At 66.8% G+C, this 26,354-nt stretch carries 27 protein-coding genes; 16 read left to right on the forward strand and 11 right to left on the reverse strand.

Features of this window, described 5'->3' with window-relative positions; translation table 11 throughout:
• Positions 1-462: 462 nt before the first annotated feature.
• From CVO96_RS16085 to CVO96_RS16110, 6 genes are all read left to right on the forward strand, one after another.
• Positions 463-999: a pilus assembly FimT family protein gene (locus tag CVO96_RS16085; protein WP_103313099.1), complete on the forward strand. Its 537-nt coding sequence runs from the start codon at positions 463-465 to the stop codon at positions 997-999.
• Positions 996-1,430, forward strand: coding sequence for a type IV pilus modification PilV family protein (locus CVO96_RS16090; RefSeq protein ID WP_103313100.1), 435 nt, complete (start codon positions 996-998; stop codon positions 1,428-1,430). Before CVO96_RS16085 ends, CVO96_RS16090 begins: the two co-directional genes overlap by 4 nt.
• Positions 1,427-2,335, forward strand: coding sequence for a PilW family protein (locus tag CVO96_RS16095; RefSeq protein WP_103313101.1), 909 nt, complete (start codon positions 1,427-1,429; stop codon positions 2,333-2,335). Before CVO96_RS16090 ends, CVO96_RS16095 begins: the two co-directional genes overlap by 4 nt.
• A gap of 89 nt (positions 2,336-2,424) precedes the next feature.
• The gene (locus CVO96_RS16100) at positions 2,425-3,960 is read left to right on the forward strand and encodes a hypothetical protein (RefSeq protein WP_133161809.1); all 1,536 of its coding nucleotides are present in this window, start codon (positions 2,425-2,427) and stop codon (positions 3,958-3,960) included.
• A gap of 484 nt (positions 3,961-4,444) precedes the next feature.
• Positions 4,445-5,250, forward strand: a protein-coding gene (locus CVO96_RS16105; RefSeq protein ID WP_103313103.1) for an IS5 family transposase whose coding sequence is annotated in 2 segments (ribosomal slippage) — positions 4,445-4,787 and positions 4,787-5,250 — 807 coding nt in all. Because the reading frame shifts where the segments join, the coding sequence is not laid out codon by codon here.
• 376 nt (positions 5,251-5,626) lie between these two features.
• Entirely contained in the window at positions 5,627-6,433 is an 807-nt protein-coding gene (locus CVO96_RS16110; RefSeq protein ID WP_103313104.1) for an AAC(3) family N-acetyltransferase, read from the forward strand.
• 136 nt (positions 6,434-6,569) lie between these two features.
• Here the strand turns inward: CVO96_RS16110 and CVO96_RS16115 are convergent, their stop codons facing one another.
• The 4 genes from CVO96_RS16115 to gyrA form a co-directional block, all read right to left on the reverse strand.
• Complete coding sequence (locus CVO96_RS16115) at positions 6,570-7,571, reverse strand: NAD(P)/FAD-dependent oxidoreductase (protein WP_103313105.1); 1,002 nt, start codon at positions 7,569-7,571, stop codon at positions 6,570-6,572.
• Between the two features lie 69 nt (positions 7,572-7,640).
• Positions 7,641-8,999 carry an FAD-dependent oxidoreductase gene (locus CVO96_RS16120; RefSeq protein WP_103313106.1) on the reverse strand — a complete coding sequence of 453 codons (1,359 nt, stop codon included), beginning with the start codon at positions 8,997-8,999 and terminating at the stop codon, positions 7,641-7,643.
• Positions 9,000-9,310: 311 nt separating this feature from the next.
• Positions 9,311-9,922 carry a helix-turn-helix domain-containing protein gene (locus CVO96_RS16125; RefSeq protein ID WP_165795334.1) on the reverse strand — a complete coding sequence of 204 codons (612 nt, stop codon included), beginning with the start codon at positions 9,920-9,922 and terminating at the stop codon, positions 9,311-9,313.
• Positions 9,923-10,381: 459 nt separating this feature from the next.
• Positions 10,382-12,817 carry a DNA gyrase subunit A gene (gyrA, locus tag CVO96_RS16130; RefSeq protein ID WP_103313107.1) on the reverse strand — a complete coding sequence of 812 codons (2,436 nt, stop codon included), beginning with the start codon at positions 12,815-12,817 and terminating at the stop codon, positions 10,382-10,384.
• 557 nt (positions 12,818-13,374) lie between these two features.
• On the opposite strand from gyrA, the gene CVO96_RS16135 reads away from it, so the two are divergent.
• The 7 genes from CVO96_RS16135 (at position 13,375) to CVO96_RS16165 (ending at position 17,195) form a co-directional block, all read left to right on the forward strand.
• Positions 13,375-13,725, forward strand: coding sequence for a roadblock/LC7 domain-containing protein (locus CVO96_RS16135; protein ID WP_103313108.1), 351 nt, complete (start codon positions 13,375-13,377; stop codon positions 13,723-13,725).
• Positions 13,725-14,060: a roadblock/LC7 domain-containing protein gene (locus tag CVO96_RS16140; RefSeq protein ID WP_423739382.1), complete on the forward strand. Its 336-nt coding sequence runs from the start codon at positions 13,725-13,727 to the stop codon at positions 14,058-14,060. The genes CVO96_RS16135 and CVO96_RS16140 overlap by 1 nt, the downstream gene beginning before the upstream one ends.
• The gene (locus CVO96_RS16145; protein ID WP_103313110.1) at positions 14,060-14,380 is read left to right on the forward strand and encodes a roadblock/LC7 domain-containing protein; all 321 of its coding nucleotides are present in this window, start codon (positions 14,060-14,062) and stop codon (positions 14,378-14,380) included. The genes CVO96_RS16140 and CVO96_RS16145 overlap by 1 nt, the downstream gene beginning before the upstream one ends.
• A 112-nt stretch (positions 14,381-14,492) precedes the next feature.
• Positions 14,493-15,488, forward strand: a complete 996-nt coding sequence (hemB, locus tag CVO96_RS16150) for a porphobilinogen synthase (protein ID WP_103313111.1) — start codon at positions 14,493-14,495, stop codon at positions 15,486-15,488.
• A gap of 151 nt (positions 15,489-15,639) precedes the next feature.
• Positions 15,640-16,185, forward strand: a complete 546-nt coding sequence (locus tag CVO96_RS16155) for a cyclin-dependent kinase inhibitor 3 family protein (RefSeq protein WP_103313112.1) — start codon at positions 15,640-15,642, stop codon at positions 16,183-16,185.
• A gap of 106 nt (positions 16,186-16,291) precedes the next feature.
• Positions 16,292-16,834, forward strand: a complete 543-nt coding sequence (locus CVO96_RS16160) for a hypothetical protein (protein WP_243398409.1) — start codon at positions 16,292-16,294, stop codon at positions 16,832-16,834.
• Between the two features lie 16 nt (positions 16,835-16,850).
• On the forward strand, positions 16,851-17,195 hold the full coding sequence (locus CVO96_RS16165; RefSeq protein ID WP_243398410.1) for a hypothetical protein: 345 nt from the start codon (positions 16,851-16,853) through the stop codon (positions 17,193-17,195).
• 51 nt (positions 17,196-17,246) lie between these two features.
• Here the strand turns inward: CVO96_RS16165 and CVO96_RS16170 are convergent, their stop codons facing one another.
• The 5 genes from CVO96_RS16170 to sdhC form a co-directional block, all read right to left on the reverse strand.
• The gene (locus tag CVO96_RS16170; RefSeq protein WP_103313114.1) at positions 17,247-17,627 is read right to left on the reverse strand and encodes a bleomycin resistance protein; all 381 of its coding nucleotides are present in this window, start codon (positions 17,625-17,627) and stop codon (positions 17,247-17,249) included.
• 363 nt (positions 17,628-17,990) lie between these two features.
• Entirely contained in the window at positions 17,991-18,770 is a 780-nt protein-coding gene (locus CVO96_RS16175; RefSeq protein WP_103313115.1) for a succinate dehydrogenase iron-sulfur subunit, read from the reverse strand.
• 48 nt (positions 18,771-18,818) lie between these two features.
• Positions 18,819-20,570 (reverse strand): succinate dehydrogenase flavoprotein subunit, encoded by a 1,752-nt coding sequence (gene sdhA / locus CVO96_RS16180; RefSeq protein ID WP_103313116.1) that lies wholly within the window; start codon positions 20,568-20,570, stop codon positions 18,819-18,821.
• 11 nt (positions 20,571-20,581) lie between these two features.
• Positions 20,582-20,959, reverse strand: a complete 378-nt coding sequence (locus CVO96_RS16185) for a succinate dehydrogenase hydrophobic membrane anchor subunit (RefSeq protein ID WP_103313117.1) — start codon at positions 20,957-20,959, stop codon at positions 20,582-20,584.
• Positions 20,959-21,315, reverse strand: coding sequence for a succinate dehydrogenase, cytochrome b556 subunit (sdhC, locus tag CVO96_RS16190; protein ID WP_103313118.1), 357 nt, complete (start codon positions 21,313-21,315; stop codon positions 20,959-20,961). The genes CVO96_RS16185 and sdhC overlap by 1 nt, the downstream gene beginning before the upstream one ends.
• Positions 21,316-21,565: 250 nt before the next feature.
• On the opposite strand from sdhC, the gene CVO96_RS16195 reads away from it, so the two are divergent.
• Positions 21,566-21,913, forward strand: a complete 348-nt coding sequence (locus CVO96_RS16195; protein ID WP_133161810.1) for a hypothetical protein — start codon at positions 21,566-21,568, stop codon at positions 21,911-21,913.
• 181 nt (positions 21,914-22,094) lie between these two features.
• Here the strand turns inward: CVO96_RS16195 and CVO96_RS16200 are convergent, their stop codons facing one another.
• Positions 22,095-22,364: a hypothetical protein gene (locus CVO96_RS16200; RefSeq protein ID WP_103313120.1), complete on the reverse strand. Its 270-nt coding sequence runs from the start codon at positions 22,362-22,364 to the stop codon at positions 22,095-22,097.
• Between the two features lie 2 nt (positions 22,365-22,366).
• Positions 22,367-23,335 carry a hypothetical protein gene (locus CVO96_RS16205; protein ID WP_133161811.1) on the reverse strand — a complete coding sequence of 323 codons (969 nt, stop codon included), beginning with the start codon at positions 23,333-23,335 and terminating at the stop codon, positions 22,367-22,369.
• Between the two features lie 384 nt (positions 23,336-23,719).
• Between CVO96_RS16205 and CVO96_RS16210 the strand changes: the two genes are divergently transcribed.
• Positions 23,720-25,009, forward strand: a complete 1,290-nt coding sequence (locus CVO96_RS16210) for a homoaconitate hydratase family protein (RefSeq protein ID WP_103313122.1) — start codon at positions 23,720-23,722, stop codon at positions 25,007-25,009.
• 95 nt (positions 25,010-25,104) lie between these two features.
• Positions 25,105-26,352: a hypothetical protein gene (locus tag CVO96_RS16215; protein ID WP_103313123.1), complete on the forward strand. Its 1,248-nt coding sequence runs from the start codon at positions 25,105-25,107 to the stop codon at positions 26,350-26,352.
• The last annotated feature ends 2 nt before the right edge of the window (positions 26,353-26,354 follow it).

Raw genomic sequence — 26,354 nt, forward strand, 5'->3', positions numbered from 1 at the left:
CCTGAAAGGTATGGCCGCTCTACCGGGCCAATGAAGGCGCGTCCGGCTCCCTCATATTGTATCTTGGCAGCCACTTGCCCACAGCTGGAAAAGCTCTCTAAGATCGACGATTGGTGAACGTGCTCGCTTCGCGGTACTGCAGGACTGGGGCGGAGGCAGGGTCTTGGCTGGCCACCTGCTGGATGGGCGGCTGCGCCGACCCTCGGAACACCGCTGCGCCTACGTTTGGCGGGCTGGCTGGGGAAGGTAGCACCCAGATGGGGGCAGGCGCACGGCCAAAGAGATTCTGGCTGACTCTTCCACTCGAGGAACTTTCGCACTTCGCCCTGTCTGGCGGGCGGCGCACTGCCTTACAGCTGATGCCTTCCCGACCGGCAGGTTCGCCAGATGTAGTTGTCCTTCATTGTCAATGAAATAATCGTGGTCAGAATCTTGAATGAATCTTCATGATAACTGTGAGGTGTGAAACACGCCGGGGTGACCCTCATCGAAATGCTTGTGGTGCTGATGGTGATCGGCATCCTCGCGGGACTGACCACCTACATCAATCTCGACCGTCCGGACTTCAACCGTGCCGGTGCGGATCTCCTGGGCACCCTCCAGAAGGCGCGCTTCGAAGCTGTCCGGCAAAACCGCCCGGTGGTGGTGAACTTCGTGATCACCGGCACGGCCAGTACCGTTCAGGCATTCGTGGATCTCAACGACAATGGGGTCAAGGACTACCTCGACGTCGATGGAAACGGTCTGCACGATGTCGGTGAACTGGGCGACAGCGCGTTGGGAGGCTGGACGTCGACCGAATATCGGGGCGCGGTCAGCCTGAGTGAGGCGGCGTTCGGTGGCAGCCTGAGTCAGAGCTTTTCCTGGCAGCCCGACGGCACGCCTGGCACCACAACGGGCAGCGGGGGTCAGGGTCGGGTGGTACTGGTCAACCGGCAGGGACAGCGGCTTGCCGTGAGCCTGTCCGGAGCTGGCCTGCTGAGCGCGGGAATTCCATGACCGGCCCCGCGAGCCGACAGTCCCAATCCGCTGCCCGGCCGCCCGCGCGGCAAGGCTTCACACTTCCCGAAGTGCTGATGGCGATTGTCGTGCTGGTGGTCGGCATTCTGGTGGTGGCCGGGATGCAGAGTGCCAGTCTGCGTGCCAGTCACCAGGCCAGCGAGGCGCAGCAGGCCACCGCGCTGGTGCGTTCCAAAATCGAAGGGCTGCGCGCCCAACCTGCCACACTCAGCACCCGCTGCGTGAGCGGCGAAGTGGTCGGCGCCTTTACCCTGAACTGCACTCCCATTCCCTGCACGCTGAACGCGGCCGCTGATCTGAACTGCGCTGTCGGCCTGTCCACTCCTGTGGCCTATCGTATCGATCTGCGAATTGAGCGCACTCCCGATGCCAGGGAGATTCTCAGTGTGGTCACCGTGATCGCGCTATGACCGCCGGGCATACTCGGAGCGGCCATGTGGGCTCCGGAGCGACCCTTCAGAAACACGATCGGGAATCCGGGGTGAGTCTGGTCGAACTGCTGGTCGTGATGGCGCTCCTGGGCGTGGTCGGGCTGGCAATCACAATGTTGCTGGTCGGCAGCGGTCAGGCCAGCCGACGCCTGCTGGCCAGCGCCGGACTGCAGCAGGAGACTGCGGTGGTGGCGCAGCTGGTGCAGAGTGAGCTGCGGCTGGCGGGTTACCGGGGCGGCGACCAATACACAGGGACGGCCTGGACGGATCAGATGCGCTCCCGCAGTCTGAACTGGGCCGTCCAGAGCTGGCCGTGGCTCCGCGGCGCTGACGGCACCACGCTTCCCACAGTGTTCAGCACCCTCGGGGGCACGCCGGGCTTGGGCCTGAGCTGGGTCGAGGCGTTGCGCAGCGACCTGGCTCCAGCGGTGAGCTACAGCCTCCGTCAGACGCTGTTCAGTATGTCAGGCCGCACCCTGCGGCGCACCGACTCCTATTTCAGTTGCGTGGTTGCAAACACGGATATTCAGGCGGTGGCCGCCTATCCCTGCTCCGTGCCGAGCGATCGACCGACGGTCACCAGTCCGCTCTCGGATCACGTGGAAGCCTTCGTACCCTTTTACCAGACCCGGAGCGGCGGCTGGAGCACCAGCCTGCCCGCCGTGGGTGAGTTCGCGGCGATCTGGGTCTACCTCCGGCTGCGGAGCGCCCAGCCCGTGTCCGGTCAGACTTGCAGAAGCTGGCCCGCCGCCAGCCTGACCCTGCCCGCGCCCGCCGCCACTCTGGGCCTCAGCAGGGTCACTGACAGCGGTGATGCCTGTACGTACATGAAAACGGAACGGCTGGTCACGGTCTTCCCGGCCAGCCGCCAGTGGTGGCCCTGATGCCTTCCGGACGGCGTCAGCCTCCGCCAGTACAGGTGGTGGGCCGTCCCCTTACTTCCGGTCAATTCCAGCAGGGCAGGAGTGCACCCATGAAACGACAAGGCGGCTTCATTCTCGTTGCAGCGCTCGGCGCTATGGTGCTGATCCTGATCCTGGGATTGGGTAGCGCGTTCATGGCCCAGACCAATCTGAACGTGGCCCGGAACCTGAAGGTCAATTCCCAGATGCGTTACCTCGCCGAGGGGGGACTGGATTATCAGATCGCGGCCTTGCGCCAGGGCCGCGATCCCAACGCCACCCTGCAGCTCGCCGGATTGAGCGTCGGCGCAATCCTGACCGAACTCGACCCCCCGACCGAGCTGGCTGAGGACAATAGTGACGAAGAGCCGCCCATCGACGACATCACCGATGACGTGCTGGACGATACCGAACAGGATGACGCGGCGACCGGCAGCGAGACCCGGAACCTGATCAGTGTTCAGGTTGATGTGGAGAACGCCACAGGCGCCCGTTATTCCACCCAGGCCGTGCTGGCCTACGACGGTACGCTGGGGATCGGCAGCCAGCACACCACCTTCAGCACGCTGCTGGGCAGCAACCGCGCCCTGGCGAGCGAGCGGTACGTCAGGATCACCACGCCCAAGTCCACCACCTCGGTGATCAACACCAACGTTCACGGCAACTACGGCTTCAACCTCAAGGGCACGCTGGGGATCACGGCTGGTCATAGGGCGACGGCGGCCTATACCAAGGCCACTCGACCGGGCCGCAAAATCAAGGTGATCTGCAAGGACAAGGTCACGAACAATGGCAGCGCCTACTGCATCGACCCAGAAACCCCAGCCAATATGGACGCGCCGATCAGCGTACCCAAGCCCAACTACCTGGCCGTGAAGGCCGCACATATGCCCACCACCATCAATCATTCGGTGAATCTGGGCGGCAACCGCACGGTCGATAAACTCTCCACGCTGCTTCCCGGCGTGAACCTGAATTCCGGAACGCCCAGCAATCCGCTGGTGATCAAGCTCAGCGGGGGCGACGTCACGTTCACCAGCGACATGGTGCTGACCAACGTCATCCTGATCGTGGACGGCAAGCACAGCCTGAAGCTGGAGCACAAATTGACGGCCACCAACAGCATGGTGTTCGCCGAAAAAATCTGGGTGCGCGAAGATCTCAAGTTCGACAACACCAAGATTTTCGCCGATCGCGATATCCGGTTCGACAAGGACAACACCAACTCGAACGCCATCACCTACGACAACACCGTGACGCTGGCGGCCGGACGCAACATCAAGCTCATGAGCAACAGCATCAATGAAGCCGACCACGCCTCCCCCCATTCGCGTTTCAACGTCATCGCCCAGCGCAAAATAGTGGCCAAGGGCAATATCACCGCCACAGCCTTCTTCGTTGCGGGAGATAAGTTTCAGTACAAGAATAAAAAGTCTTCACAACTCAAACTCGTGGGCGGCGTCATCAGCAAAAAGCGCATCGACATCAAGGGGGTCGTGAACATCTCGGGCGCTACGAATGCGGAGATCGCCAGCAACACCGATCTCCAGCTGGCCGAGACTCCTACCTACAACTACTCGAATCTGGAAGTCCTGAACCGGAAATAGAGTCGAGCGCTCAGCAGTCGAGCCACGTCCAGCGCGAGAGGTGGCCGTGCTGCACGGACGAAGCTGCACTCCTGCTGAAGAACTGTGGGGCGAGGTCGGAAGCGGTCTATGTGGCCACGTGCCTCACGGTCGGCTATGTCGTCGCGTCCTATCTTCACGGTCAACGCGACCCGACCCACGCTGCCCCGTGGCCAGGATTGCGGTTCGGAGCACCGGGGACACTCTCGACGATCCGGACGAGCACGCGCCGTGAGTGATCGAATGCGCTGTCCGGACATAGGGAGACGTCCTACCGCATTGCGGGGTCGGCAGCCTGTTGACCGCGCCACCCACTGGAAGTCGTACCAGCATCTGCCCTCATCCCGGAAGGGATCAGCTCCGAATGCCCACCGTTCAATGGTTCGGACAGTATTGACGAACTTCCGGCCGCCCACTCGACTAAGACCGCCTATCAAAACCTCAGGGTGGGGGTACAAGGTCAGGGATGGCCACGTCTCAGGTCACCGACGAGTTGTGGAGTCTGATCTATCCACTGCTCCCACCTGACGTCCTGAAGCCCACAGGCGGACGACCCCGAGTGCCTGATCGAGCGGCATTGGAAGGCATTCTGTACGTGCTCAAGACCGGCATCGGCTGGGAACACCTCCCCCATGAACTCGGGTACGGCAGTGGCATGACCTGCTGGCGACGACTGCGAGACTGGCATGCGGCGGGTGTGTTCACCCGCCTGCACCAGGTGCTCCTTGACCGGATGGCTCAGGCGGATCAACTCGACTGGACACGGGCGTGTGTGGACAGTACGAGCGTTCCCGCTGCCCGGGGGGGGCGCAGACGGGCCCGAACCCCACGGATCGAGGTCGGGCAGGGAGCAAACGTCATGTCATCGTCGACGGCCGTGGGACGCCGTTGGCGATGCTGATCTCGCCGGCCAACCGGCATGACAGCATGGTGTTCGAGCCGCTTCTGGACGCGGTGCCGCCCGTTCATAACGGGCGGCGGGGGCATCCCCGCACCCGGCCGGATCGGCTCCATGCCGACAAGGCGTATGACATTCCCAGGTGCCGCCGGGCCTGCCACCACCGGAGGATCAAGGTTCGCATTGCACGCCGGGGTCGTGAGTCCAGCGAGCGGTTGGGACGACACCGGTGGGTGGTGGAGCGGACGCTGGCGTGGTTCAGCCGGTTCCGTCGGTTGCGCGTGCGCTATGAGGTGCGAGCGGACATCCATCTTGCATTCACGCAACTGGCCTGCTGCCTGATGACCTTCAAGCAGCACCAGCGGTTTTGTTAGGCGCTCTAAGTCCATCTGGTACGCCTTTTCCGCTCACCCCCTCTGTGGCACAGCTCTGCGAGTCCCCACCTCCCCCTCAAGAGGAGGAATGAAAAAAACTGTCCCGCTCGGCGTTCAGCGGTGAGCGGCTTGGAAAGTGTACGCACCCCTGACCATTCCGTGTTCCAAATCAATCCGACTGAAAGCGGGATGGACTCGCAGAGCGGCGCAGGAGAGCGACATCCGGTGCTCTTCTCGATGTGACGGAATGGTGCGGAGTCCCTATGACACGACCAATTTCCCTGACCTGCCCTGGCGACACTCAAGCCTCCATGAACGCTGGAAACGTAAGGCTGCGCGACCCTGGCTCTGGGCGCTGTCCGGTACACTGGGCGGTGTGCTGAACCTGCTGCGAAGGCCCGCCCTTTCCTCCGCCGACCTGGATCGCGGACTCGCGGAACTGGGACTGGACGGCTCGCAGCACCTGATCATCCACGCCAGCCTGAAGTCCTTCGGCTCGCTCGACGGCGGCGCCCGCGCGGTCGTGGACGCCCTGCAGCAGCGCTCGGCCACCCTGGTCGCGCCGGCCTTCACCTACAGCACCCTGCTCTCGCGGCCGACCACGACCTCGTCGGTACGCTTTCACCGCGACATGCGGGTCAGCCGCGATATCGGCCGGGTGCCCCAGGAGATGGTGGAACGGGCCGACGCCCTGCGCTCCTTCCACCCCACGCTGAGTTTCATCGCGCTGGGCGAGCAGGCCGCCGCGATCACCGCCGCACAGACGCTCGACAATCCGTACCGGCCGGTCGGGGCGCTCTACGACCTGGGCGGCTTCGCCCTGATGATCGGGGTCGATTTCGGCAGCAATACCAGCCTGCATTACGGCGAGTACCTGGCCGGGATGCCGCTGCTGACCCGCTACGTGATGACCCCTCAGGGCGTCCTGCCCACCGCTTTCCCGAACTGCTCGGCCGACTTCGAGAACCTGAGCCCGGAACTGGGGGGCCGCTTCCGTTCGGCGCAGGTCGGTTCCTCGGAGCTGCGGCTGTACCGCGTGCGCGATCTGGTGGACACCACGGTGCAGTTCCTGAACGCCCACCCCGAGGGTCTGCTCTGCACCTACCGGGGCTGCCGCTGTCAGGAAGTGCGCGGGCTGGTGCGGCAGGGTGGCCTCCACCCCCGGCCGCACGTCGGCCTCTAGAGCATTTGTCCGAATTACAGCATCAGACAAAGGGCGTCTGATGCTTCCATTCCCCCAAATACTCCGTCAAATTCACTCACTCCGTTCGGTCAAAAGTGAACAGCTCTTTTGACAAATGCTGTAGCCCTGTATCGGATCAGCCTGAACCGGCGGAGTCCAGCCGGCGTTCCGTGCTGTGACCGGGCCGCACCTTCAGCTCGGGCCGGACGTGGTGGACGGCGTGGTTCGCGGCCACCGCCGCCTGGGCCAGCGCCACGGAGATCAGCTTCAGGTCGGCGCCCGAGCGGGCCAGATCACCCGCCACGAACACGCCGCTGAGCGCCGTCCGGCCCCCGGTGCGGTCGGGCACGTACTCGCCGTCCCAGGCCAGCGGCCAGGACTGCAGGGGGGAGAGGTCGGGAAGAAAGCCGTTCAGGACGATCACGGTGTCGGCGGGCACGTCCACGGTCTGCTCCTGCACCTGCAGACTGGCCGTGGACGTGCCCAGGGCACTGAGCTGGGCCGGGGCGTAGACCCTGAGCTGGCCCTCGGCCTGGGCCTGAGCCAGAGCGGCCAGCTCGGCCGGTGATCCGCGCAGTCCGGCGCGGCGGTGAGTGAGGGTCACGCTCACGCCGGCAGCGGCCAGTTCCAGGGCGGCCCGCGTGGCCTGCGGGACTCCGCCGACCAGAAGCACGTGGCGCCCGGCCAGCGTGGCGGGGTCGGGCAGCCCGGTGCGGACATCCGGGTGGGCGTGGGCCGGGAGCTGGGGCCGGCGGGGCAGCAGAGCCCCCAGGCCCGCCGCGAGGATCACCGCGCCCGCCCGGTACCGCCCCTCTGAGGTCTGGCCCCCTGACGTCTCGACCACCCATGTCGAGCCCTCAGCCTGCAGTCCGCTTGCCACCTCGCCCAGCCTCAGCGTGACCGGCAGGCCGCCGAGCGGCCGCAGCAGGCCCGCCACGATTTCCGCTCCCCGCGCACCCGCGAGCCCGGGCACGTCGTACACGCGCTTGTCGGGGTAGAGGGTGGCGAGCTGGCCGCCGGGCTCGGCCCCGGCCTCCAGCACGGTCACGTTCAGGCCCCGGAAGGCGGCGTAGAAGGCGGCGTGCAGCCCCGCCGGCCCCGCGCCGACCACCAGAATGTCGGTGTCCTCAGGAGTCATGCGCTGGAGTATCCCAAAGCCGGGTCGGCGCGGCGAGGTCGGATGGCCTCGGGCGCAAGACTGCCGGGCTCAGCGGCCCCGGTGCGCCAGCATCTCGCGCAGATGCACGACCTTGTGACGGGGGCGCCCCTGAGCCTGCCCCTGCGCGAGTTCGTGGGCGTCCAGCGCCTGCCAGTCCTGAAAGGAGTAGACCTCGACCCCCCGGCTCGCCAGCAGGGCGTCCACCTCCGCGCGCCCAGGCTGCGGAGCGGGGCTGAGCCGCCCCTCGCGGGCGTCGCTGAGGAGCTGGGCCACGGTGTCGGTCGCGTCCTTGCGGTTGGTGCCGATCACGCCGCTGGGGCCGCGTTTGATCCAGCCGGCGGTGTATTCGCCGGGGCGGCCCTCCACCCGGCCCCCCTCGTTGGGAATCACGCCCCGGCGCTCGTCGAAGGGCACGCCGGGCAGGGCCACGCCCTTGTACCCCACCGAGCGCAGCACCATCTGCACGGGCAGCACCTCGAACTCGCCCGTGCCGACGGCGTTGCCGGACTCGTCCAGACTGTTGCGCTCGACCTTCAGGCCGGCCACCCGGCCCTGCCCGTCGTCCAGGATCTCGACCGGGGAGACCAGAAAGCGCAGGTGGATGCGGCGATCCCTGCCCTCCGGAGTCCGCACGGCGAAGTCGCGCAGCACCTCCAGATTCTTCTTCACGGTGTTGTCGGTCACGGCCGCTTCCTCGGTTTCGTGAACCTGCACCTCGGCGGGTTTGACGATGGGGTCGGCGTCGCTCAACTCGCCGAACTCGCGCAGCTCCTTGGTCGTGAACTTGGCCTGCAGCGGCCCCCGGCGTCCCAGCACCCAGACGTCCTTCACGGCGCTGCGCTCCAGCACCGGCAGGGCGTGCGCGGCGATGTCCGACTCACGCAGCTCGGCCACGGTCTTCACGAGAATGCGGCTCACGTCCAGCGCCACGTTCCCCACGCCGATCACGGCCACGCCGGTGGCGTCCAGCACCAGGTCGCGGGTGGCGGCGTCCGGATGCCCGTTGTACCAGGCGACAAATTCGGTGGCGCTCATGGAGCCCTGCAGATCTTCACCTGGAATGCCCAGCCGGCGGTCGCTGCTGGCTCCGACCGTATAGATCAGCGCGTCGTAGTGGGCGCGCGCCTCCTCGTGGGTGAGGTCGCGGCCGAACTCCACGTTGCCCAGGAAGCGCACCCGCCCGTCGCCCAGGGTCTTCTCGAAAGCCTTGGTCACGCTCTTGATGGTGAGGTGATCCGGCGCCACGCCGTAACGCACCAGTCCGTAGGGGGTGGGCAGGCGGTCGTAGACGTCCACCTCCACGCTCAGGTCGGATTTCAGCAGCGCCTCGGTGGCGAAGATGCCGCTCGGGCCGCTGCCGATCACGGCGACCCGCAGAGGGCGGTCGGGGGAAAACGTCATGGTCATGCGGCGAGTCTAGAGGCCAGGGGCTGGGCTGTGAATGCCAACGATCCGGACGTGCTGTCACGGATGGGGAAACAGCCGGTCCCGCCCTCCTGAGCGGCGTCCTGCAAGGGGACGCATGGTGACGACTGCCATCTGAACCTCGGGCGTTTCCCTGTCCAGGCACTCGCTGACCACGACTCCATCACTCTGTCACCCTGAGCGCCGCGAAGGGTCTCCAATAACTGCGCCGTATGCCGATTCGTGCGTCCTGAACATAGGAAACCGCCCCCCAAGCACTGTGGCCTGGGGGGCGGTCTCCTGAAAAGTCTGGATTAGGCGGCGGCGATCTCACCGAGCGCGACTTCGTTCTTCAGGGTGATCTTGCCGTAGCCGGCGCTGATCACGCCCTCGCGCGAGAGTTCGCCTACGACCTTGGTCACGGTCTCGCGCACGCTGCCCACGGCCGCAGCCAGTTCGTCGTGCGTGGCGTAGATCATGGTTTCGCCGGAATCGAGCTGGGTAGCCAGCGCGGTGTCCTTGAGTTCCAGCAGCTCGCCGGCGATGCGGGCGCGCAGGCGCTTGCCCACCAGACGGTAGATGCTCTCGTAGGCCCGCTCCAGGGTGCGGACGAGGTGGGTCGTGACGACCAGATTGTCCTCGGCGCTCATCAGGGCGGGGTTGATCACGTCGACGCTGGAATCGGTGACGGCCTCGGCGAAGTAGGCGCGGTTCACGCCGGCCAGGGCTTCCTCGCCGAAGTACTCACCGGGTTTGACATAGCGCAGGGTCAGGCCGTTGCCGTCGTCGTCCATGGTGTGAACGCGTACCAGGCCGGAGCTGACGCGGTACAACATGTCGCTCTTGCCGGGGTAGAGGATGACGGCGCCGGGGCGGTAGGTGACGGTATCGACGTAGGTGCGCGCGGCGTTACTGGTCTGGGTCATTGAAATCGCCTCCTGAGGCGGGATGGGGCTGAAGGTCAGATCCTGGGCCGGAAACGAGATCTTTCCCGACGTGCTCACAGTGTAACCGAGTATCACTTTTTTGTAAACAAATATGTTTCTTTAATTATCGTTTAGCTCACAGAATTCGGTAAGCTCGGGGTCTGCGAAAGAGCCGTGTGCGTAGGCATAAATTTCGATGCCGCCCGGCCTCCGGGCCTCACTGTGAACTCATGAGGTAAAGACCAATTCGAGATCCTGATCGGCGTCCTTTTCACGGTGCCCGGCCGCGGCTGGGCGGGATCGGTGCCGACGAAAAGGGTTGAGTGGATGGATCTGTGGGTGAGGCGTCCAGCCGCCCTCACGGCCGCAGGAACATAGCCGCAGCAGCCAGGAAACGAGCTGCCAGGCGCGGGGCACTGGCAGCTCGTGAAGGCGGCTCAGATCAACCGACGCTCAGATTCAGACCTCGTCCTCGCGGCGGATCGGGAAGGCGCTGATCACGGAGTCCTTGTCGCCCAGGTTGATGACCTTCACGCCCTGGGCGTTGCGGCCGGTCACGCGCACTTCCTCCACGCGGGTGCGGATCACGGTGCCCTTCTGGGTCAGCACCATCAGTTCCTCGTCGCCGGCCACGCGGGCCAGGGTGACCAGCTTGCCGGTCTTGTCGGTCACGTCCAGCGTGATCACGCCCATGCCGCCGCGCCCCTTGGCGGGGTAATCGCCGACCGGGGTGCGCTTGCCCAGGCCGCACTCGGAGACCGCCAGCAGTTCGCTCTGGTCGTCGCCGCCGGGCACCAGCGCCATGCTGACCACCGCGTCGTCCTCGCCCTCACGCAACCTGATGCCGATCACGCCCTGGGTGGCGCGGCCGGTGTCGCGCACCTCGCCGCTCTGGAAGCGCATGGCCTTGCCGTTGCGGGTCGCCAGCACCACATGATCCTCGTCGCGCACGATCCCCACGCCCACCAGACCGTCGCCCGGCTGCAGGTTGATGGCGATCAGTCCGGCCGAGGTGATGTTGCCGTAGTCGGTGATCAGGGTCTTCTTCACGACGCCCTTGCGGGTGGCGAAGATGAAGCAGCCCTCTTCCTCGAAGGAGTGCACCGACAGCACCGAGGCGATGTTCTCCTCCTCGCGCAGGCTGGGCAGCAGGTTGCGGATGTGGGTGCCCTTGGCGTCGCGGCCCGCTTCCGGCAGGTCGTAGATCTTCTCGTGGAAGACCCGGCCCTGATCCGTGAAGAACAGCAGGTAGTCGTGCGTGGAGCCCACGAACACGCGGGTGTTCACGTCCTCGTCGCGCAGCTTGCCGCCGCTGCTGCCGCGCCCGCCCCGACTCTGGGCGCGGTAGGCGTCCAGGTTGGTGCGCTTGAGGTAGCCGGCCTTGGTCATGGTGATGACCATGTCCTCCACGGCGATCAGGTCTTCCTTGGAGATATCGTCTTCCAGCAGCGAGATGGTGCTGCGCCGCTCGTCGCCGTAGTTGTCGCGCACGGCGCGGATCTCCTTCTTGATCTCCTTCCAGAGCAGCCCCTCGTCGCCCAGGATCGAGCGCAGGTACGCGATGGTGGTCTGCAGTTCGTCGAACTCGCCCTGCAGCTTCTCGCGTTCCAGGCCCACCAGCCGCTGCAGGCGCATGTCCAGAATCGCCTGCGACTGGATCTCGGTCAGGCCGAAGCGGGCCATCAGGGCGTCGCGCGCCTCGGCGCCGGTATTGCTCGCGCGGATCAGGCTGATGACCTCATCGATATGATCCAGCGCCTTGAGCAGCCCCTCCAGCACATGGGCGCGTTCCTCGGCCTTTTTCAGGTCGTAGCGGGTGCGGCGGGTCACCACGTCCCGGCGGTGGGCCAGGAAATAGCGCATGGTGTCCACCAGCGGCAGCACGCGCGGCTCGCCGTTCACGATGCTCAGGTTGATGATCGTGAAGGTGCCCTGGAGCTGGGTGTACTTGTAGAGCTGGTTGAGCACCAGCGTGGGAATCGCGCCGCGCTTGAGCTCCACCACGACGCGTACCGGGTCTTTGCGGTCGGACTCGTCGCGCAGGGCGGAGATGTCGGGGATCTTGCCGGCCTTGTACATCGCGGAGATCGTCTGGATCAGGTTGGTCTTGTTCACCTGATACGGAATCTCACTGATGATGATCTGGTTGCGGCCGTTCTTCTCCTCGATGCGGGCCTTGCCGCGCACCTTCAGGCCGCCGTGGCCGGTGGCGTAGGCCTCGCGGATGCCCATCTGCGAGATGCGCCCGCCAGTCGGGAAGTCCGGGCCGGTGACGTGCTCCATCATCTCGTCCAGCGTGAGCTGCGGCTTGTCGATCAGCGCGAGCAGACCGTTGCAGATCTCGGTGAGGTTGTGCGGCGGGATGTTGGTCGCCATGCCCACCGCGATGCCCGAAGCGCCGTTGATCAGCAGATTCGGCACCGCCGAGGGCAGCACCGAGGGCTCCACCGTCGTCTCGTCGTAGTTCGGCTTGAGGTCGACCGTCTCTTTTTCCAGGTCGGCCAGCACTTCCTCGGCCACCTTGGTCATGCGGGCTTCGGTGTAACGCATGGCGGCGGGCGGGTCGCCGTCGATGGAGCCGAAGTTGCCCTGCGGATGCACCATCGGGTAGCGCATGTTCCACCACTGGCCCAGGCGCACCATCGCGTCGTAGATGGAGGAGTCGCCGTGCGGGTGGTACTTCTTCATGACCTCGCCGACCACCGACGCGCTCTTGGCGTGCTTCTGGTTGGAGTACAGCCCTTCGAGCATCATGGCGTACATGATCCGCCGCTGCACGGGCTTGAGACCGTCGCGCACGTCGGGCAGCGCGCGGTCGACGATGACGTTCATGGCGTAGTTGATGAAGTTGGTCTTGACTTCGCTGGTGATGTCAACGGGGTGAATTCCAGTCATGTGGCTCCAGTCGTGCGGCGTGGCGGGCAGACACACCCGCTCACGGTAGGGAATGACGAGGCCCGGCAACAGCACCGGGAATGGCCTGATTCTACCACACTATTATGTCTCTAGCGTAATAGATGCCCTGCCCTCAATGGCCCTAGTGTACCCCATCCCCGGGCCGGAATCTGCGCGCCAGTTCACCCCGAACCGGTCGGCTGGCACGTCGTTGCGTGGCCGTGACCAGACGCCGGTCGGTGCCCTGCACGGCCACTGCTCCAGACCCGGCCTCTCCCGCTACGGAACCCTCAGCCGGCGGGGTGGGAAGGGGCGGGCCGAGCTGCTGGAACCGGGCCTGAGCCGCATCGTCGTCCTGCGGTTGACGCCAGAGCGGGACGTCGATCCACCGCCGCTCCAGGGCCGCTCCGGGTCTGTGAATCTGCCGATCCTGCCCTCACGCCATCGTGACCTGAACGAAACCTCAGCCAGCGCGACCCCGCGCCACAGTTCATGCAGCCGCGTCGCCGCACGCTGTCAGGCCGCTGAGACACGCCCGCCCCTATGATGGCCGCAGAATGCTTGCTGAACTGACCCAACTGGTAAACGACGTGGATGGCGCCTGGGCGGCGGCCATCGGTGGAATGGACGGCCTGCTGGTCGAGGGCCACAGCGCGGGCAGCAGTGACCTGAGCCTGCTGGTCGCCGAACACGCCGGACTGCTCCGCACGATGTCCACCGCCTACTCACAGTCCCTGGGGGGCGGCCAGACCCGCGAACTTTACCTGCGCGGCGAGCGCCTGAGCGTCTACCTGCACCCGATGGGCACCACCTATTTCCTGCTGCTGGCCCTGGATTCTCGCAGCAACCTGGGTCAGGCCCGCCTGTACGGCCGCGACACCGCCCGCTCGCTGGGAGCCCTGCTGTGATGATCGACGCGCTGCAGGGACTGCCCGGCGTGGTCGCGCTGGCGCTGGTCGGCACCGACGGCCTGCCCGTCGAGTCTCAGGGCGAGGGTGGCGACGCGCTGGCCGCCGAACTCGCCTCGCTGCGGCTGAGCCTTGACCGCATCGGCCGCCGGATGGGCGCGGGCGAAGTGACCCGCCTGACGTTCACCAGCGAGCGGGTGGAGGTGGTCGCGGTCGCCAGCGCGGGCTATCTGCTGGGCGCCGCGCTGAGCCGGGGCCACGACACCCGCGCCGCCCAGCAGGCCCTGGCGAGGCTGGCCCTGGAACTCACGGCCCTGCCCCGCGGAGAGGGCTGATGTTCGACTCCCTGATGGACGTCCGGGGCATGAGGCACATCCTGCTGATCGATGAGGCCGGTTCGGTCGTGACCAGTGCCGGCATCAGTCCGGGGGCGCTGAAGGCCGAGCTGGGGCTGGTCGCCGCCTCCAGGGCCGTGATCGGCTCGCTGCAGGGCAATCTGGAGGCGGCCACCTGGCAGGAACTGCTGCTGGATGTGGACGGCGGCCCGGTGCTGCTCACCCCCTACGGCACCCAGATCCTGCTGACCGCCTTCGACGACGTGTCCAGCCTGGGCCGCGTGCGCTTCGCCATCCGCCGGCTGCTGGGCAGCTCCTGAGGAGGCCCGGAAGGGCTCCGGCCGGTTGCGTGCAATCCCGAACGCGGCGAAGGGGGGGCGGAGGCCGGATGACCTGCCATTCGTCCCGGCCTGCCAGCGCTAGCGTGGGAGCATGATCGACCGCCCCCGCCGCCTGCGCCGCACCCCCGCCCTGCGCGCCCTGACCCGCGAGGTCAGGCTGCACCCCGAGCAGTTCATCCACCCCGTCTTCGTGCACGAGCGGGACGACGTGAGCCCCATCGCCACCATGCCGGGGGTCAGCCGACATTCCATCGCCAGCGCTGTGGAGCAGGCCCGCGAGGCGCTGGCCCTGGGCATTCCCAGCGTCATCCTGTTCGGTATTCCCGACCACAAGGACGACCTGGGCACCCAGGCCTATGCCGAGGACGGCGTGATCCAGCGGGCCACCCGCGCGATCAAGGCGGCCGTGCCGGAGATCAGCGTCATTGCCGACACCTGCCTGTGCGAATACACCTCCCACGGCCACTGCGGCCCGCTGTGCGAGGTGCCCGGCCAGAGCGGCGGCGACGCCTGGACCGTGGACAACGACCCCAGCCTGGAACTGCTGGCGCGCACCGCCGTGTCGCAGGCCCGCGCCGGGGCCGACGTGGTGGCCCCCAGCGCCATGATGGACGGGCAGGTCGGGGCAATCCGCGCCGCCCTGGACGGAGCGGGCTTCGTCCACCTTCCGATCATGAGCTACGCCGTGAAGTACGCCAGCGCCTACTACGGCCCCTTCCGGGACGCGGCCGGCAGTACCCCCGGCGTGGGCAACCGAGCCGGCTACCAGATGGATCCCGCCGGCGGCTACCGCGAGGCGCTGCGCGAGGCCCGCCTGGACGCCGAACAAGGGGCCGACACCCTGATGGTCAAGCCCGCCCTGGCCTACCTGGACGTGCTGAGTCTGCTCAGGCGCGAGTTCGATCTGCCGGTGGTCGCCTATAACGTCAGCGGCGAGTACGCGCTGATCAAGGCCGCCGCGCAGCTGGGCTACATGGACGAGCGCCGCACCGTGCTGGAGACCCTGACGGGCATGGTGCGGGCGGGGGCCGACGCGATCATCACCTACCACGCGTTCGATGCTGCGCGCTGGCTCAAGAGCGAGTAAGCCTATAGATGCGGGGCAAGAGAGGCGAGGGGCCGTCCCCGAGCCGCCGGCCAACAGAGCAAGTAAGCCTCCGTGAACGGGGCAAGAGAGGCGAAGGGCCGCCCCTGAGCCGCCGGCCACCAGAGCGCATTTCCAGTAAGAGGAGAGACCCATGAAGAGTGACCCGATCCGGGTGGACTGGATACCCACCGGCCTGTGGCCCGGCCGCCTGGGGCTGACCTTCGCGCCGGGCAAGAAGGGCGGCAGCGTCTACCAGCCCGGCGTGATCCACGACCGCGACCTGAGGGCCGACATGCAGACCCTGGCCGAGAGCGGCGCGACCGTCATCGCCCCGCTGATCGAGGACTTCGAGTTCGGGCTGCTGGGCATGGAGGGCTACCACGACGCGGCCGCCGCCTATGGCCTGCTGATCGCCCCCTGCCCGATCCCCGACCGGGGCGTGCCGGCCGATCCCCAGGCGTTCGCCGCCTATCTGGACGAACTGATGACCCACCTGCTGGATGGCCGAAGCGTGGTTGTCCACTGCCGGGGCGGGCTGGGCCGCGCGGGGCTGACGGCCGCCTGCCTGCTGGTTCAGGGCGGGATGGACGCTGAAGGCGCCATCCGGCTGGTACGCGAGGCCCGCAGCCCGAACGCGGTCGAGACGGCAGAGCAGGAACGCTTTGTCGCCGAGTTCGCCGCCTTCGTCCCCGTCTGAGCAGGCCCGCGCACTGCATAGCGAATTGGGGAGATGAACCTCTGCTGCGGCTGCGGCCGCCCCGGCTCATGGCGCCGTCAGTTCCACTGCCTACACTGAGCGCATCATGAAACGCGCCGCGCACGGTGGTCTGAACACGGGTCTGAACAGAAGTCTCCTGGGTGTCCTGGTGGCCGCCCTGCTGGCCGGCTGCGCCCCGGCCGTCACGGGCCCGCAACCCGGCCGCATCGTCAACTCGGTGACCGGTGAGGAGGGAAGGCTGACCTTCGCGCCGGGTTCGCTGCGGCCCCGCCTGGGTGAGCCCTTCGCGCCGGACAACGCGACCATCGTCATCGGTGGGCAGACCTACAGCGGGCGAACCGCGATCCTCGACAGCGGCTCGGCCAGTACCCTCCCCGCCGGCTGGGGCCTCAGCCTGTCCTTCGGCGGCAGCGCTATTACGGGCAGCGGCAACCAGCTGGGCCTGGGCGCCCAGGTCGGCACGCCGGATCGCCGCGCGGCCCCCGTGGCCCGCATCGGCAACCTGATCGCCCGCACGGCCGGCGCCTCGCCCCGAACCCTGACCTGCACCCTGACCGTGGACGAGCGCGAGCACGGCATCGGCGAGTGCACTGGCAACGACGGCGTGAAGTACGCCCTGCAGTTCTGAGCGAGCGGCCCTGAGAGTGAAGGAACGTCCCGCCATCGTCTGCCTGTGCGGCAGCGTGCGCTTTCTGGAGGCGTTCGATGCGGCCTCGCTGGCGGAGACGCTGGCGGGCCGCATCGTGCTGAGTGTGGGCAGCCACCGCCAGCGCGACGAGGACGCCCTGGCCCACCTGAGCGCCGAAGCACAGCGGGAGGCGCTGAGCCGCCTGGCCGGCCTGCACCGCGCCAAGATTGACCTGGCCGACGAGGTGCTGGTCATCAATGTCAGCGGGTACGTGGGCGAGAGCACGCGGGCAGAAATCGACTACGCCCGGGCGCAGGGCAAGCGGGTGCGCTGGCTGGAGCAGGGCGAGTCGCAAGGATAGAAGCTGATCGGCAGCAGGGCCAGGGCAGACCGGCTGCAGCCTCCCTGCCCTTCAGCGAGCGGCCCCCGGCGAGCGCTGTCCGATCCGCAGAAGGTTGCCATCGGGGTCGACCACAGCGAACTCCCGCATCCCCCAGGGCTTGTCCTCGAGAGCGTCCATGCGGGGGATGCCCTGCTGGGGAAGGCGGGCCACCGCGAAGTCCTGATACACGCCGTCTACGTCCTCCACACGGAGGTAAAAGCCAGCCGACGATTCGCCGGGTCGCAGTTCCGGGTGGAAGAAGAAGTGGAATTCCACGCCGTCCCGCTGAACCACGGCGTACGTGTCGCCGCCCCGCAGCTCGCCACCGAACCCCAGTCGCTGGTAGAACGCCAGGGTCTGGGGGAGAGACCGGCTGGGCAGGGTGGGTATAGCAGTACCTTGCAGTCGCATAGTTTGTCTCCTGGGCAAATTGTAGTCCACCATTATGTCGTTGGTGGACACCTATACGGGACTAAAGTGATGGCAAGACGTGGCGGAGTCGCCATCAACAGACCCCTCACCCCAACCCTCTCCCCAGGGGAGAGGGAGGGAGCCGCAACGCGGCGGAAGGGTGAGGGGTCTCCGATGTCGCAGGATCACATTCACTTCGTACCACGGGTCAGGCGACTGCCCAGTGCCCGCGCTGAGCGGCGGCGGGGAAGCTGTGATCAGCCTGACGACTGGCCTCCGGTCGGCCCCCTTCGGACAACAGCAACGCCCGGAGCACCATTGGGTGTCCGGGCGTCGCCACTGCTCTGAAGACGGTTCTGTGCCTTAAGCCTGCTGGTACATCACCGCGCGCTTGACTTCCTCGATCAGCTGGGTGATCGGGATGTCGCGCGGGCAGGCCTCGGTGCAGTTGTAGGCGGTGCGGCAGCGCCACACGCCGGTGTTCTGATTCATGATGTTCAGGCGCTGCTGCGTGGCCTCGTCGCGGCTGTCGAAGATGAAGCGGTGCGCCTGCACGATGGCCGCCGGCCCCAGGTACGAGCCGTTCACCCAGAAGATCGGGCAGGAGGTCGTGCAGCACGCACATAGGATGCAGTTGCTGGAGTGCGCCATCAGCTCGGCCTCGGCCTCGGACTGGATGCGCTCGGCGGCGGGGGCCGGCGACTCGTTGATGAAGTACGGCATGATCGCCTTGTACGAGTCGAAGAAGGGCTCCATGTCGACCAGCAGATCCTTCTCCACCTTCAGGCCGCGGATCGGCTCGATGGTGATGGTGCCGCCGTCTTTCGCCACGTCGCGCACCAGGGTCTTGCAGGCCAGGCGGTTGCGGCCGTTGATCAGCATGGCGTCCGAGCCGCAGATGCCGTGCAGGCACGAGCGGCGGTAGGTCAGGCCCGGCTCCTGGTACCACTTGATCTCATTGATCACGTCCACCACGCGGTCAGCGGTCTGGGCCTCCACGTCGTAGGTGACCCAGCGGGCCTTCTTGTCCTGCTCGGGGTCGAAGCGCAGGATCTTGACTTTCAGCTTGATCATGGGCAGTCCGGCGGCCGCCGCTTTCTGGGCGGGCGCGGCGCTGGAACTGGTCGGTGCAGTGAGTGTCATGGGAATCCTTTCTTCAGGGGGTGAACCCGGGCTCAGTCCTCGCGGGACTCAGTACACGCGCGGTTTGGGCTCGAAGGCGCGTGTGAAGCCCTTGAGCGACACCGGCTTGTACCCGAGGATCACCTCGCCGGGCTTGTCGAGATTCTTGTAGGCCATGGTGTGCTTGAGCCACTGGGCGTCGTCGCGTTCGGCGTAGTCCGCCCGGTCGTGGGCGCCGCGCGACTCGGTGCGGTTCAGGGCGCTGGACGCCATCGCCTCGGCGCAGTCGAGCATGAAGCCCAGTTCCATCGCCTCGACGAGTTCGGAGTTGTAGCGCTTCGAGGGATCGCTGACGCCCACGTTGTTGTAGCGCGCGCGCAGCTCCTGGATGATCCCTACCTGCTTTTGCATGTCCGGCCCGTTGCGGAAGATGCCGACGTTGTTCATCATCGTCTCCTGCAGCTCCTTGCGGATGGCGGCGGCGTTGTCCTTGCCGCTACTGTGCCGCAGCCGGTCGAACATGTCCACGCTCTCGCGCTCGGGATTCTCGGGCATGTCCGGATAGCCCACCTGGCGCGAGTAGGCGGCGGCGGCGATCCCGGCCCGGCGGCCGAAGACCACCAGATCGCCCAGCGAGTTGGTGCCCAGGCGGTTGGCGCCGTGCAGCGACACGCACGCCTGCTCACCCGCCGCGTACAGCCCCTCGACCGTGCCGCCCGAGCCGTCCGACAGGCACAGGCCGTTCAGGTCGGTGGGGATGCCGCCCATGGCGTAGTGCGCGGTGGGCTGCACGGCGACCAGATCCTTCACCGGATCCTGCCCCAGGTAGGTGCGCGCGAGATCCGTGATCTCGGCCAGCTTGCCCTCGATGACCTCGCGCGGCAGGTGCGTCAGGTCGATGTGTACGGCGTCGCCGTCGCGGCCCACCCCGCGCCCCTCGCGGATCTCGGTGATGATGGAACGGGACACGATGTCACGCGGCGCCAGATCCTTGATGGTCGGCGCGTAGCGCTCCATGAAGCGCTCGCCCTGGCTGTTGCGCAGGATGCCGCCCTCGCCCCGGATGCCCTCGGTGACCAGAATGCCCAGCTTGGCCAGCCCGGTGGGGTGGAACTGGTAGAACTCCATGTCCTCCAGCGGCAGGCCCTTGCGGTAGTAGATGCTCATCAGGTCGCCGGTCAGGGTCAGGGCGTTGGAGGTGATCTTGAAGACCCGCCCGTAGCCGCCCGCCGCCAGCACCACGGCCTTGGCATGGAAAGTGTGCAGCTCGCCGGTCGCCAGGTCGTAGGCCACGACGCCCCGGCAGCGGCCGTCCTCGATCAGCAGGTCGGTCACGTGGAACTCGTTGAAGAAGGTCGTGCCTTCCTTGACGTTCTGCTGGTAAAGAGTCTGCAGGATCATGTGCCCGGTGCGGTCCTTGGCGTAGCAGCTTCTTTCCACCGCCGCCTTGCCGAAATCGCGGGTGTGGCCCCCGAACTTGCGCTGGGCGATCTTGCCGTCCGGGGTGCGCGAGAAGGGCAGGCCCATGTGCTCCAGCTCGTACACGGCCTCGATGATGTCCTTGGAAAAGACCTCGGCGGCGTCCTGATCGGCCAGATAGTCGCCACCCTTGATGGTGTCGAACATGTGCCATTCCCAGTGATCCTCGGCCACGTTGCCCAGCGCCGCGCCGATGCCGCCCTGCGCCGCGCCCGTATGTGAACGGGTCGGGTAGAGCTTGCTGATACAGGCCACCGACACGTTCCCCTTGGCGGCGTACAGCGCGGCCATCAGGCCCGCTCCACCCGCCCCGACCACCAGCACGTCATAACGATGATGCATATCAGAGTCCCTTAAATCGAGAACAGCCCGATGGTGCCGAAGGCGAACAGCAACGCCACCACGGAGTAGAAGACGCCCTTGACCCAGGCCCGGCCCGGCCGCGACCGCACGTAGTCCTCGATGGAATAGCGTGCGCCGTTCGCGCCGTGCAGCAGCGCCAGCGACAGGATCAGCCAGTCGTAGAACTTCCAGGCCGGGTTGGCGAGCTTGCCCACCACGGCGTCGAAGGTCGCGTCGGCCTCGCTGACCTGAATAAAGGTCATGTAGATGTGGCCCAGCACCAGGAACACCAGGATCAGGCCGCTGATGCGCATGAAGACCCACCAGTTCAGCTCGGCGTTGGAATGGGCCTGCTGGCGGGCGTCGGTGAATGTGCGTGCCCGGATCATCAGTACCCCCCGACCAGACGCGGATAGAGACTCACTGCGGCATAGACGAACGACGCGGCGCTGATGAGCAGCACGCCGTACCACATCTGCCGCTGATAGGCCACGCCCGCGCCGGTGAAGTCCATCACGATAATCCGCAGGCCATTGAAGGCGTGATAGACCACACCCGCCGTCACGAACACCAGTCCAACCCGGAAGGGCCACAGGTCATAGGTGTGGTGGATTGCCATATAAAACCGTTCGCCGAACATGAACGACCCGATGCTGAACACGTGCAGCAGCAGGTAAGCCAGGATCGCCAGTCCGGACAAGCGGTGAAGCAGGAATGCCCACTGCCCCTCTCTCCCTCGGTACATTCGTCAGACCTCCTCAAACTCAGTCCCCCTCGCTCCACGGGTGTGGGCTCAGGGTTCTGCCGTGTGGGTGAACATTCACGCCACGTTCTCAAACGGCCTCAGAATATCACCCGACCACCGGACAACCGTCACTTTGACTCCCACTGCGACTCCGAATGCGCCTGCCACTGGGCGCCCCGTCCAGGCCCTCCGGCCAGGCCCCGGCGCGGCCCGCCGGCTCCCCCTCACCCGGCCGCGCTACCCTGGGGTCATGGCCCGCCAAGACCCACCCAAAAACGCTCAACAGGAAGCTGAATTTCTCCGCAAGATGGTGCTGGGCATTCTCGGCACGCTGGAAACCAAGGGCCTGCTCAGTCAGGCCGAAGTCGATTCGATTATCCGCGCCGCCCGCCAGGGTGCCGTGACGCCGACCCCGCCAAAGCGGCCCGGCCCGGCCCTCCCCGGCACCCACTGGGTCACGGCCGAGGGCCAGCCCCTGGGCATGGACCGCACGACACCCATCGCCATCCCGAACGTCCAGCGCCAGGGTGAGCCGCCCAAGGCAGACCCGGAGACGACTGAAGGCAAGCTGCCGGTCATCGATATGACGATGGAGTGAGTCGGAGCACGGCGCGGTGCCCTTCCGAGCCGATCCTCGACCGTCAGGACGGGCCCCGACGACAGCAGGGGAGAGACAGCCCTCTTCTCCCTCGGGTCTACCTGAGCCACTGGAGCCGGAAATCACTACGAAGGCGACCTGGAATGAGATCCAGGTCGCCTGCCCTCTTCGTAAACCAGGGCTATTTCAACAGGCTGGCGTAAGTGGTGTTCGTCGTCGAGTCCGACCAGGTTCGCCACACTCCCCCCGACCACTGCAGGGCGCTGCGGGGCGACTGGGACTCGGCTTCCAGGGTTCGGGTCACGGCTCCGGCGACCGGATCGAAGGCCACCGCACCCGGCCCGTATCCGCCGGCGGACAGCCAGAGCAGACCGCTCTGATCGAAACCGAAGGTCTCCGGGGCGTCTCCGGCGTCGGCGGTGTAGAGAGCCGTGGTGCCATCGCCCCTCATCTTCAGGGGCGCTCGACCACCAGCATCCCGTCTCCCCGCCCGGCGTCGCCTCCGTAGGGGTCGCTCAGTGAGAGCACGAAGGGGCGGGTGCCGTTCTGCGTGCCGGTGTACCGGAAGGTGAGCTGCCGCCGGAGCGCCTGCGCGCCGATTCCCAGCGACTGCAGCGCCCCGTTCGCCGGCCTGAGCCCCAGTTCGTACACGTCGCTCAAGGTGACCGAAGCGGGCTCGACCGTGAGGCCCTCAATGTCGGTGCTGATCGGGAACTCGCCGTTGTAGCCCCCGTTCTGGTAGAAGGTGGCAGAGACCGTGAAGGTGTCGTTGGTGGTGAACTTCAGGGTCGCCGGCGCCAACTCGACCGTGACGTAGGGAAGGTTGAGATCCGAGCGGAACTCGGTCGTCACGCCGGGGGGCAGGGTCTTCATGGTGGCCGAGTTGGAGGCGACCGCGTATTCGACGGCGTTCCAGCCCGGCCGCAGCGTCACGGCGTACACCACCTTCGCGGCGCTGCCACACTGCAGGGTGCCCTGGGTCGTGGCCGCGCGGTCGCTGTACACGCGCGCCACGACGCTGAACGGCTCAGTGCCGCCCGACGTGATGACCTCGCGGATGTACCCGATGGGATCACCCTGGGGGGTCATGACCTTGAGCTGATCGTAGAAATGGATCTTCGGCTGGTCGGACGCCTGACCGCTGAAGGTGCAGCCGGGCACGGTGAGCATGTCGAACGCCGACTCCAGCCTGGGCGGGGTCGTTGCCGTGAGGCGGAAGGTGTCCGGGGCGCTGAGCGTGCCCACGTTGTCGGTATTGACCCCGTTTCCGCTGGCCAGGTAGACGTTCCCGTTGGGAAAGCTGACGCCGGTCGCCTTCCCCTGCAGGGTCAGGATCGTGGGATCCGGCAGGGAAATGTCGGCGCAGGCCCCGAGCACGAGGCTCAGGCCGACGAGGGCCGCAGATAGGGGAAGACGTCTCATGCGCTGTCCATTGTAGGTGCGCCACTCCACGGAGTCCTGCGTCTGGCTGATGATTTCTTCAGACATGCGGGGATCGGATCGGCGCACCTGGGCCGCCGGCCGGTCTGCGAGCCGCGGCACGCCGGGCTGGCCCGTATAGCAGGGCCCGGATCCGCCCCGGCAGCGCGCGCTACACTCCGGGCATGTTCGATGCTGCGTCGCCAGGAGGTGCCCACACGGCGCTTCTTTGTCGGGGGCGTTGAGCGCGCACCGAGCGTTCAGAGTCCGCCCCCGTCGCCAGCAGTCCCGGCGGGGGCGTTGTTCATCCGGGTCAGGAAGCGTGCCGGAAGCCAGGATGGCTGCGCTGCATAGGAATACCCGCGCAGGGAAGTGGAGGGAAGAACCATGGGAATGACGATCGCCGAGAAGATTCTGGCCGCGCACAGCGGACATGACCAGGTGGTGCCGGGCCAGCTCATCGAGTGCGCCACCGACTGGGTGCTGTGCCACGAGATCACCACGCCCGCCGCCCTGCGGATGCTCGAGGAGCGCGACATGGACCGGGTCTTCAACCCGGATCAGATCGTGGCGATTCCCGATCACTCCGTGCCGGCCATGAACATCAAGGCCGCCAAGATGTACCAGAAGCTCAAGTCCTGGGTGCAGGAGAAGGGCATCCGGCACTTCTACGACGTGGGCCGGGGCGGCATCGCCCACGTGGTACTGGAGAACACGGGCCTGATGAAGCCCGGCCAGACGCTGGTCAGCGGCGACAGCCACACCTGCAACGCGGGCGCGCTGGGCACCTTCGCCACCGGCGTCGGCAGCACCGATCTGGCGGGCGCCATCTACGCCGGCCGGGTCTGGTTCAAGGTACCCGAGACCATGCTGATTCGCGTGACCGGGCGAACCATGCCGGGCGTGACTCCCAAGGACATCGTGCTGGAGGTCATCAAGCGCATCGGGGCCGACGGCGCCAACTATATGGTCATGGAGTGGGTCGGGGACTACATCGACACGCTGGACATGGAGGGCCGCTTCACCCTCACCAACATGGCCATTGAGGCGGGCGGCAAGACCGGCATCGTGGCCGTGGACGACACCACGCGCGCCTACATGCAGGAGCGCGGCGTGACCCCCGATCAGTACACCGAGTACGCCAGCGACCCGGACGCCCGCTACAAGGTCGTGGTCGAGATCGACGCCGCCGCCGTGGAGCCCACCGTGGCCTACCCCAACATCCCCAGCAACGGGCGCGTGGCGGGCAGCGACAGGATCGCCGTCTCACACGCCTACGTGGGCAGCTGCACCAACGGGCGCATCGGCGACCTGCGGGACGTGGCACGCATCCTCAGGGGGCGCAAGGTCGCGGACGGCGTGCAGATGATCGTGGTGCCCGCGACCCAGCTCATCTGGAAGCAGGCGGCGGCCGAGGGCCTGCTGGAGATCTTCGTGGAGGCCGGGGCCAGCGTGTCGTACCCGAGCTGCGGCGCCTGCTTGGGCATGCACTCGGGCGTGCTGGGGCCGGACGACGTGTGTATCTCCAGCTCGAACCGCAATTTCGTGGGCCGCATGGGCGACCCCACCGCACAGATCTATCTGGCGAGTCCGGCCACCGTTGCGGCGAGCGCGGTCGCGGGCTACATCAGCGACCCCCGCGCCTACAACGCCGACGGAACAGAAGCGGCCGACTGAGCCGGGGGGACACGCGTGGGACGCCACAGCCGGCCTCCTGGGGGCCGCGCTGGCCTGGGTAGGCCGTGGCGGGTCTGGGAGTAAGGTGAACCGTTATGGGAGAAGCAAAACGACGTAAAGCGCTGGGCCTGATGCCCACCGTGCATGCCTTCGAGGCGCAGCTGGACGGAGCAGGACAGGTCAGCCTGATCCGTGGCCCGGAGGATGGCCGCCTGCAGGGCCTGATCGTGAAGGCCCTCGCCGACACGCAGCTCTTCGGCGCGGCCTGGGAGAGCGAGTTCCGCTCGGCGCAGGTGCTGGCCGGGCAGGTGGGCCGGGTGCTGAGCACGCCCGAGGACGTGCAGGGCATTCCGGTGGCGCCCCTGCGTCGCATCACCGGCGAGCTGGTGCTCGGCCAGAGCGCTCCCGAGACCGACGACGTGCTCCTGACCGTGGAGGGCGGGAAGGTGCGGCTGCGTGAACAGCGGCACTCTTTCGACGGCCAGCGCTGGGAGTCCATGGGTGGCCCACGCGACCCGCAGCGGCTGATCAGCGCCCTGCAGGAGCATCCGGCGTTCCGGCTGGAGGGCGAGGTGATCGGGCAGGTGCAGGCTGAACACTGGCTGGAGGGCCGCATCGATCTGGAGCCCGAGCCCCCGGAGGAGCTGCTGGACACGACCGAGACCGTGGTGCGCGAGTGGCACGGCGAGACGCCGGACGAGTGGGCCGAGTTGCACCATGAACTGGGCGGCGAGGAGGGCGTTCCGCTGGCCCGCCGCACGGTCTTCGAGCTGCGCCGCCCGGCGCCCCTGCAGTCGCCGCTGAGCCGGGTCTTCGCCATCCGGCAGGACGTGGAGTTCTTCCCGATGCAGGAGGGCTCGGCCTATACCCTGGACGGCGAGACCTGGGTGGCCTACGACCCCGACGCCGAGCTGCCGGGCACCGGCGGCCTGCCCGCCGATTTGGCCCAGTTCTTCGACCTGGAGACCGTGCCCGTGACCGTCTACGCCGACGGCCGGATCGAGTGGGACGAGGGCGCCGTGCCCGAGGAGCAGGCGGGGCGCGTCCGGGCGGATCTTCGGGAGTCCACCGGGGCCGGCGACCCGGCCGCCTGGCAGACCTGGACCCAGACCATGCTGCGCGAGACCTTCGGCGACGAACTGAACGTGCCGGAGGATCGACCCCTGCCGGTGCCGGTGGCCGTGCGGCTCGACATTTCCGCCGACGCCATCGACGACCCCGATCCCCTGGCGCAGACCTTCATGGAGTCCGAGGTGAGCTTCGACGGCGAACAGTGGCGTGACCTGTTCGGCGAGGAGCTGCCCGAGGAACTGCAGGACTTTGCCCGGAACGACCTAAACTGAGC

This window comes from Deinococcus koreensis, assembly GCF_002901445.1.
Lineage (GTDB): Bacteria > Deinococcota > Deinococci > Deinococcales > Deinococcaceae > Deinococcus > Deinococcus koreensis.

Bases quoted from the DNA above. Each gene is read 5' to 3' on its own strand.
- CVO96_RS16090 (WP_103313100.1), top strand. From the start codon at position 996: ATGACCGGCCCCGCGAGCCGACAGTCCCAATCCGCTGCCCGGCCGCCC.
- CVO96_RS16095 (WP_103313101.1), top strand. From the start codon at position 1,427: ATGACCGCCGGGCATACTCGGAGCGGCCATGTGGGCTCCGGAGCGACC.
- CVO96_RS16100 (WP_133161809.1), top strand. From the start codon at position 2,425: ATGAAACGACAAGGCGGCTTCATTCTCGTTGCAGCGCTCGGCGCTATG.
- CVO96_RS16115 (WP_103313105.1), bottom strand. From the start codon at position 7,571: ATGACTCCTGAGGACACCGACATTCTGGTGGTCGGCGCGGGGCCGGCG.
- CVO96_RS16120 (WP_103313106.1), bottom strand. From the start codon at position 8,999: ATGACCATGACGTTTTCCCCCGACCGCCCTCTGCGGGTCGCCGTGATC.
- CVO96_RS16125 (WP_165795334.1), bottom strand. From the start codon at position 9,922: ATGACCCAGACCAGTAACGCCGCGCGCACCTACGTCGATACCGTCACC.
- gyrA (WP_103313107.1), bottom strand. From the start codon at position 12,817: ATGACTGGAATTCACCCCGTTGACATCACCAGCGAAGTCAAGACCAAC.
- CVO96_RS16135 (WP_103313108.1), top strand. From the start codon at position 13,375: ATGCTTGCTGAACTGACCCAACTGGTAAACGACGTGGATGGCGCCTGG.
- CVO96_RS16140 (WP_423739382.1), top strand. From the start codon at position 13,725: ATGATCGACGCGCTGCAGGGACTGCCCGGCGTGGTCGCGCTGGCGCTG.
- CVO96_RS16145 (WP_103313110.1), top strand. From the start codon at position 14,060: ATGTTCGACTCCCTGATGGACGTCCGGGGCATGAGGCACATCCTGCTG.
- hemB (WP_103313111.1), top strand. From the start codon at position 14,493: ATGATCGACCGCCCCCGCCGCCTGCGCCGCACCCCCGCCCTGCGCGCC.
- CVO96_RS16155 (WP_103313112.1), top strand. From the start codon at position 15,640: ATGAAGAGTGACCCGATCCGGGTGGACTGGATACCCACCGGCCTGTGG.
- CVO96_RS16160 (WP_243398409.1), top strand. From the start codon at position 16,292: ATGAAACGCGCCGCGCACGGTGGTCTGAACACGGGTCTGAACAGAAGT.
- CVO96_RS16170 (WP_103313114.1), bottom strand. From the start codon at position 17,627: ATGCGACTGCAAGGTACTGCTATACCCACCCTGCCCAGCCGGTCTCTC.
- CVO96_RS16175 (WP_103313115.1), bottom strand. From the start codon at position 18,770: ATGACACTCACTGCACCGACCAGTTCCAGCGCCGCGCCCGCCCAGAAA.
- sdhA (WP_103313116.1), bottom strand. From the start codon at position 20,570: ATGCATCATCGTTATGACGTGCTGGTGGTCGGGGCGGGTGGAGCGGGC.
- CVO96_RS16185 (WP_103313117.1), bottom strand. From the start codon at position 20,959: ATGATCCGGGCACGCACATTCACCGACGCCCGCCAGCAGGCCCATTCC.
- sdhC (WP_103313118.1), bottom strand. From the start codon at position 21,315: ATGTACCGAGGGAGAGAGGGGCAGTGGGCATTCCTGCTTCACCGCTTG.
- CVO96_RS16195 (WP_133161810.1), top strand. From the start codon at position 21,566: ATGGCCCGCCAAGACCCACCCAAAAACGCTCAACAGGAAGCTGAATTT.
- CVO96_RS16200 (WP_103313120.1), bottom strand. From the start codon at position 22,364: ATGAGGGGCGATGGCACCACGGCTCTCTACACCGCCGACGCCGGAGAC.
- CVO96_RS16205 (WP_133161811.1), bottom strand. From the start codon at position 23,335: ATGAGACGTCTTCCCCTATCTGCGGCCCTCGTCGGCCTGAGCCTCGTG.
- CVO96_RS16210 (WP_103313122.1), top strand. From the start codon at position 23,720: ATGGGAATGACGATCGCCGAGAAGATTCTGGCCGCGCACAGCGGACAT.
- CVO96_RS16215 (WP_103313123.1), top strand. From the start codon at position 25,105: ATGGGAGAAGCAAAACGACGTAAAGCGCTGGGCCTGATGCCCACCGTG.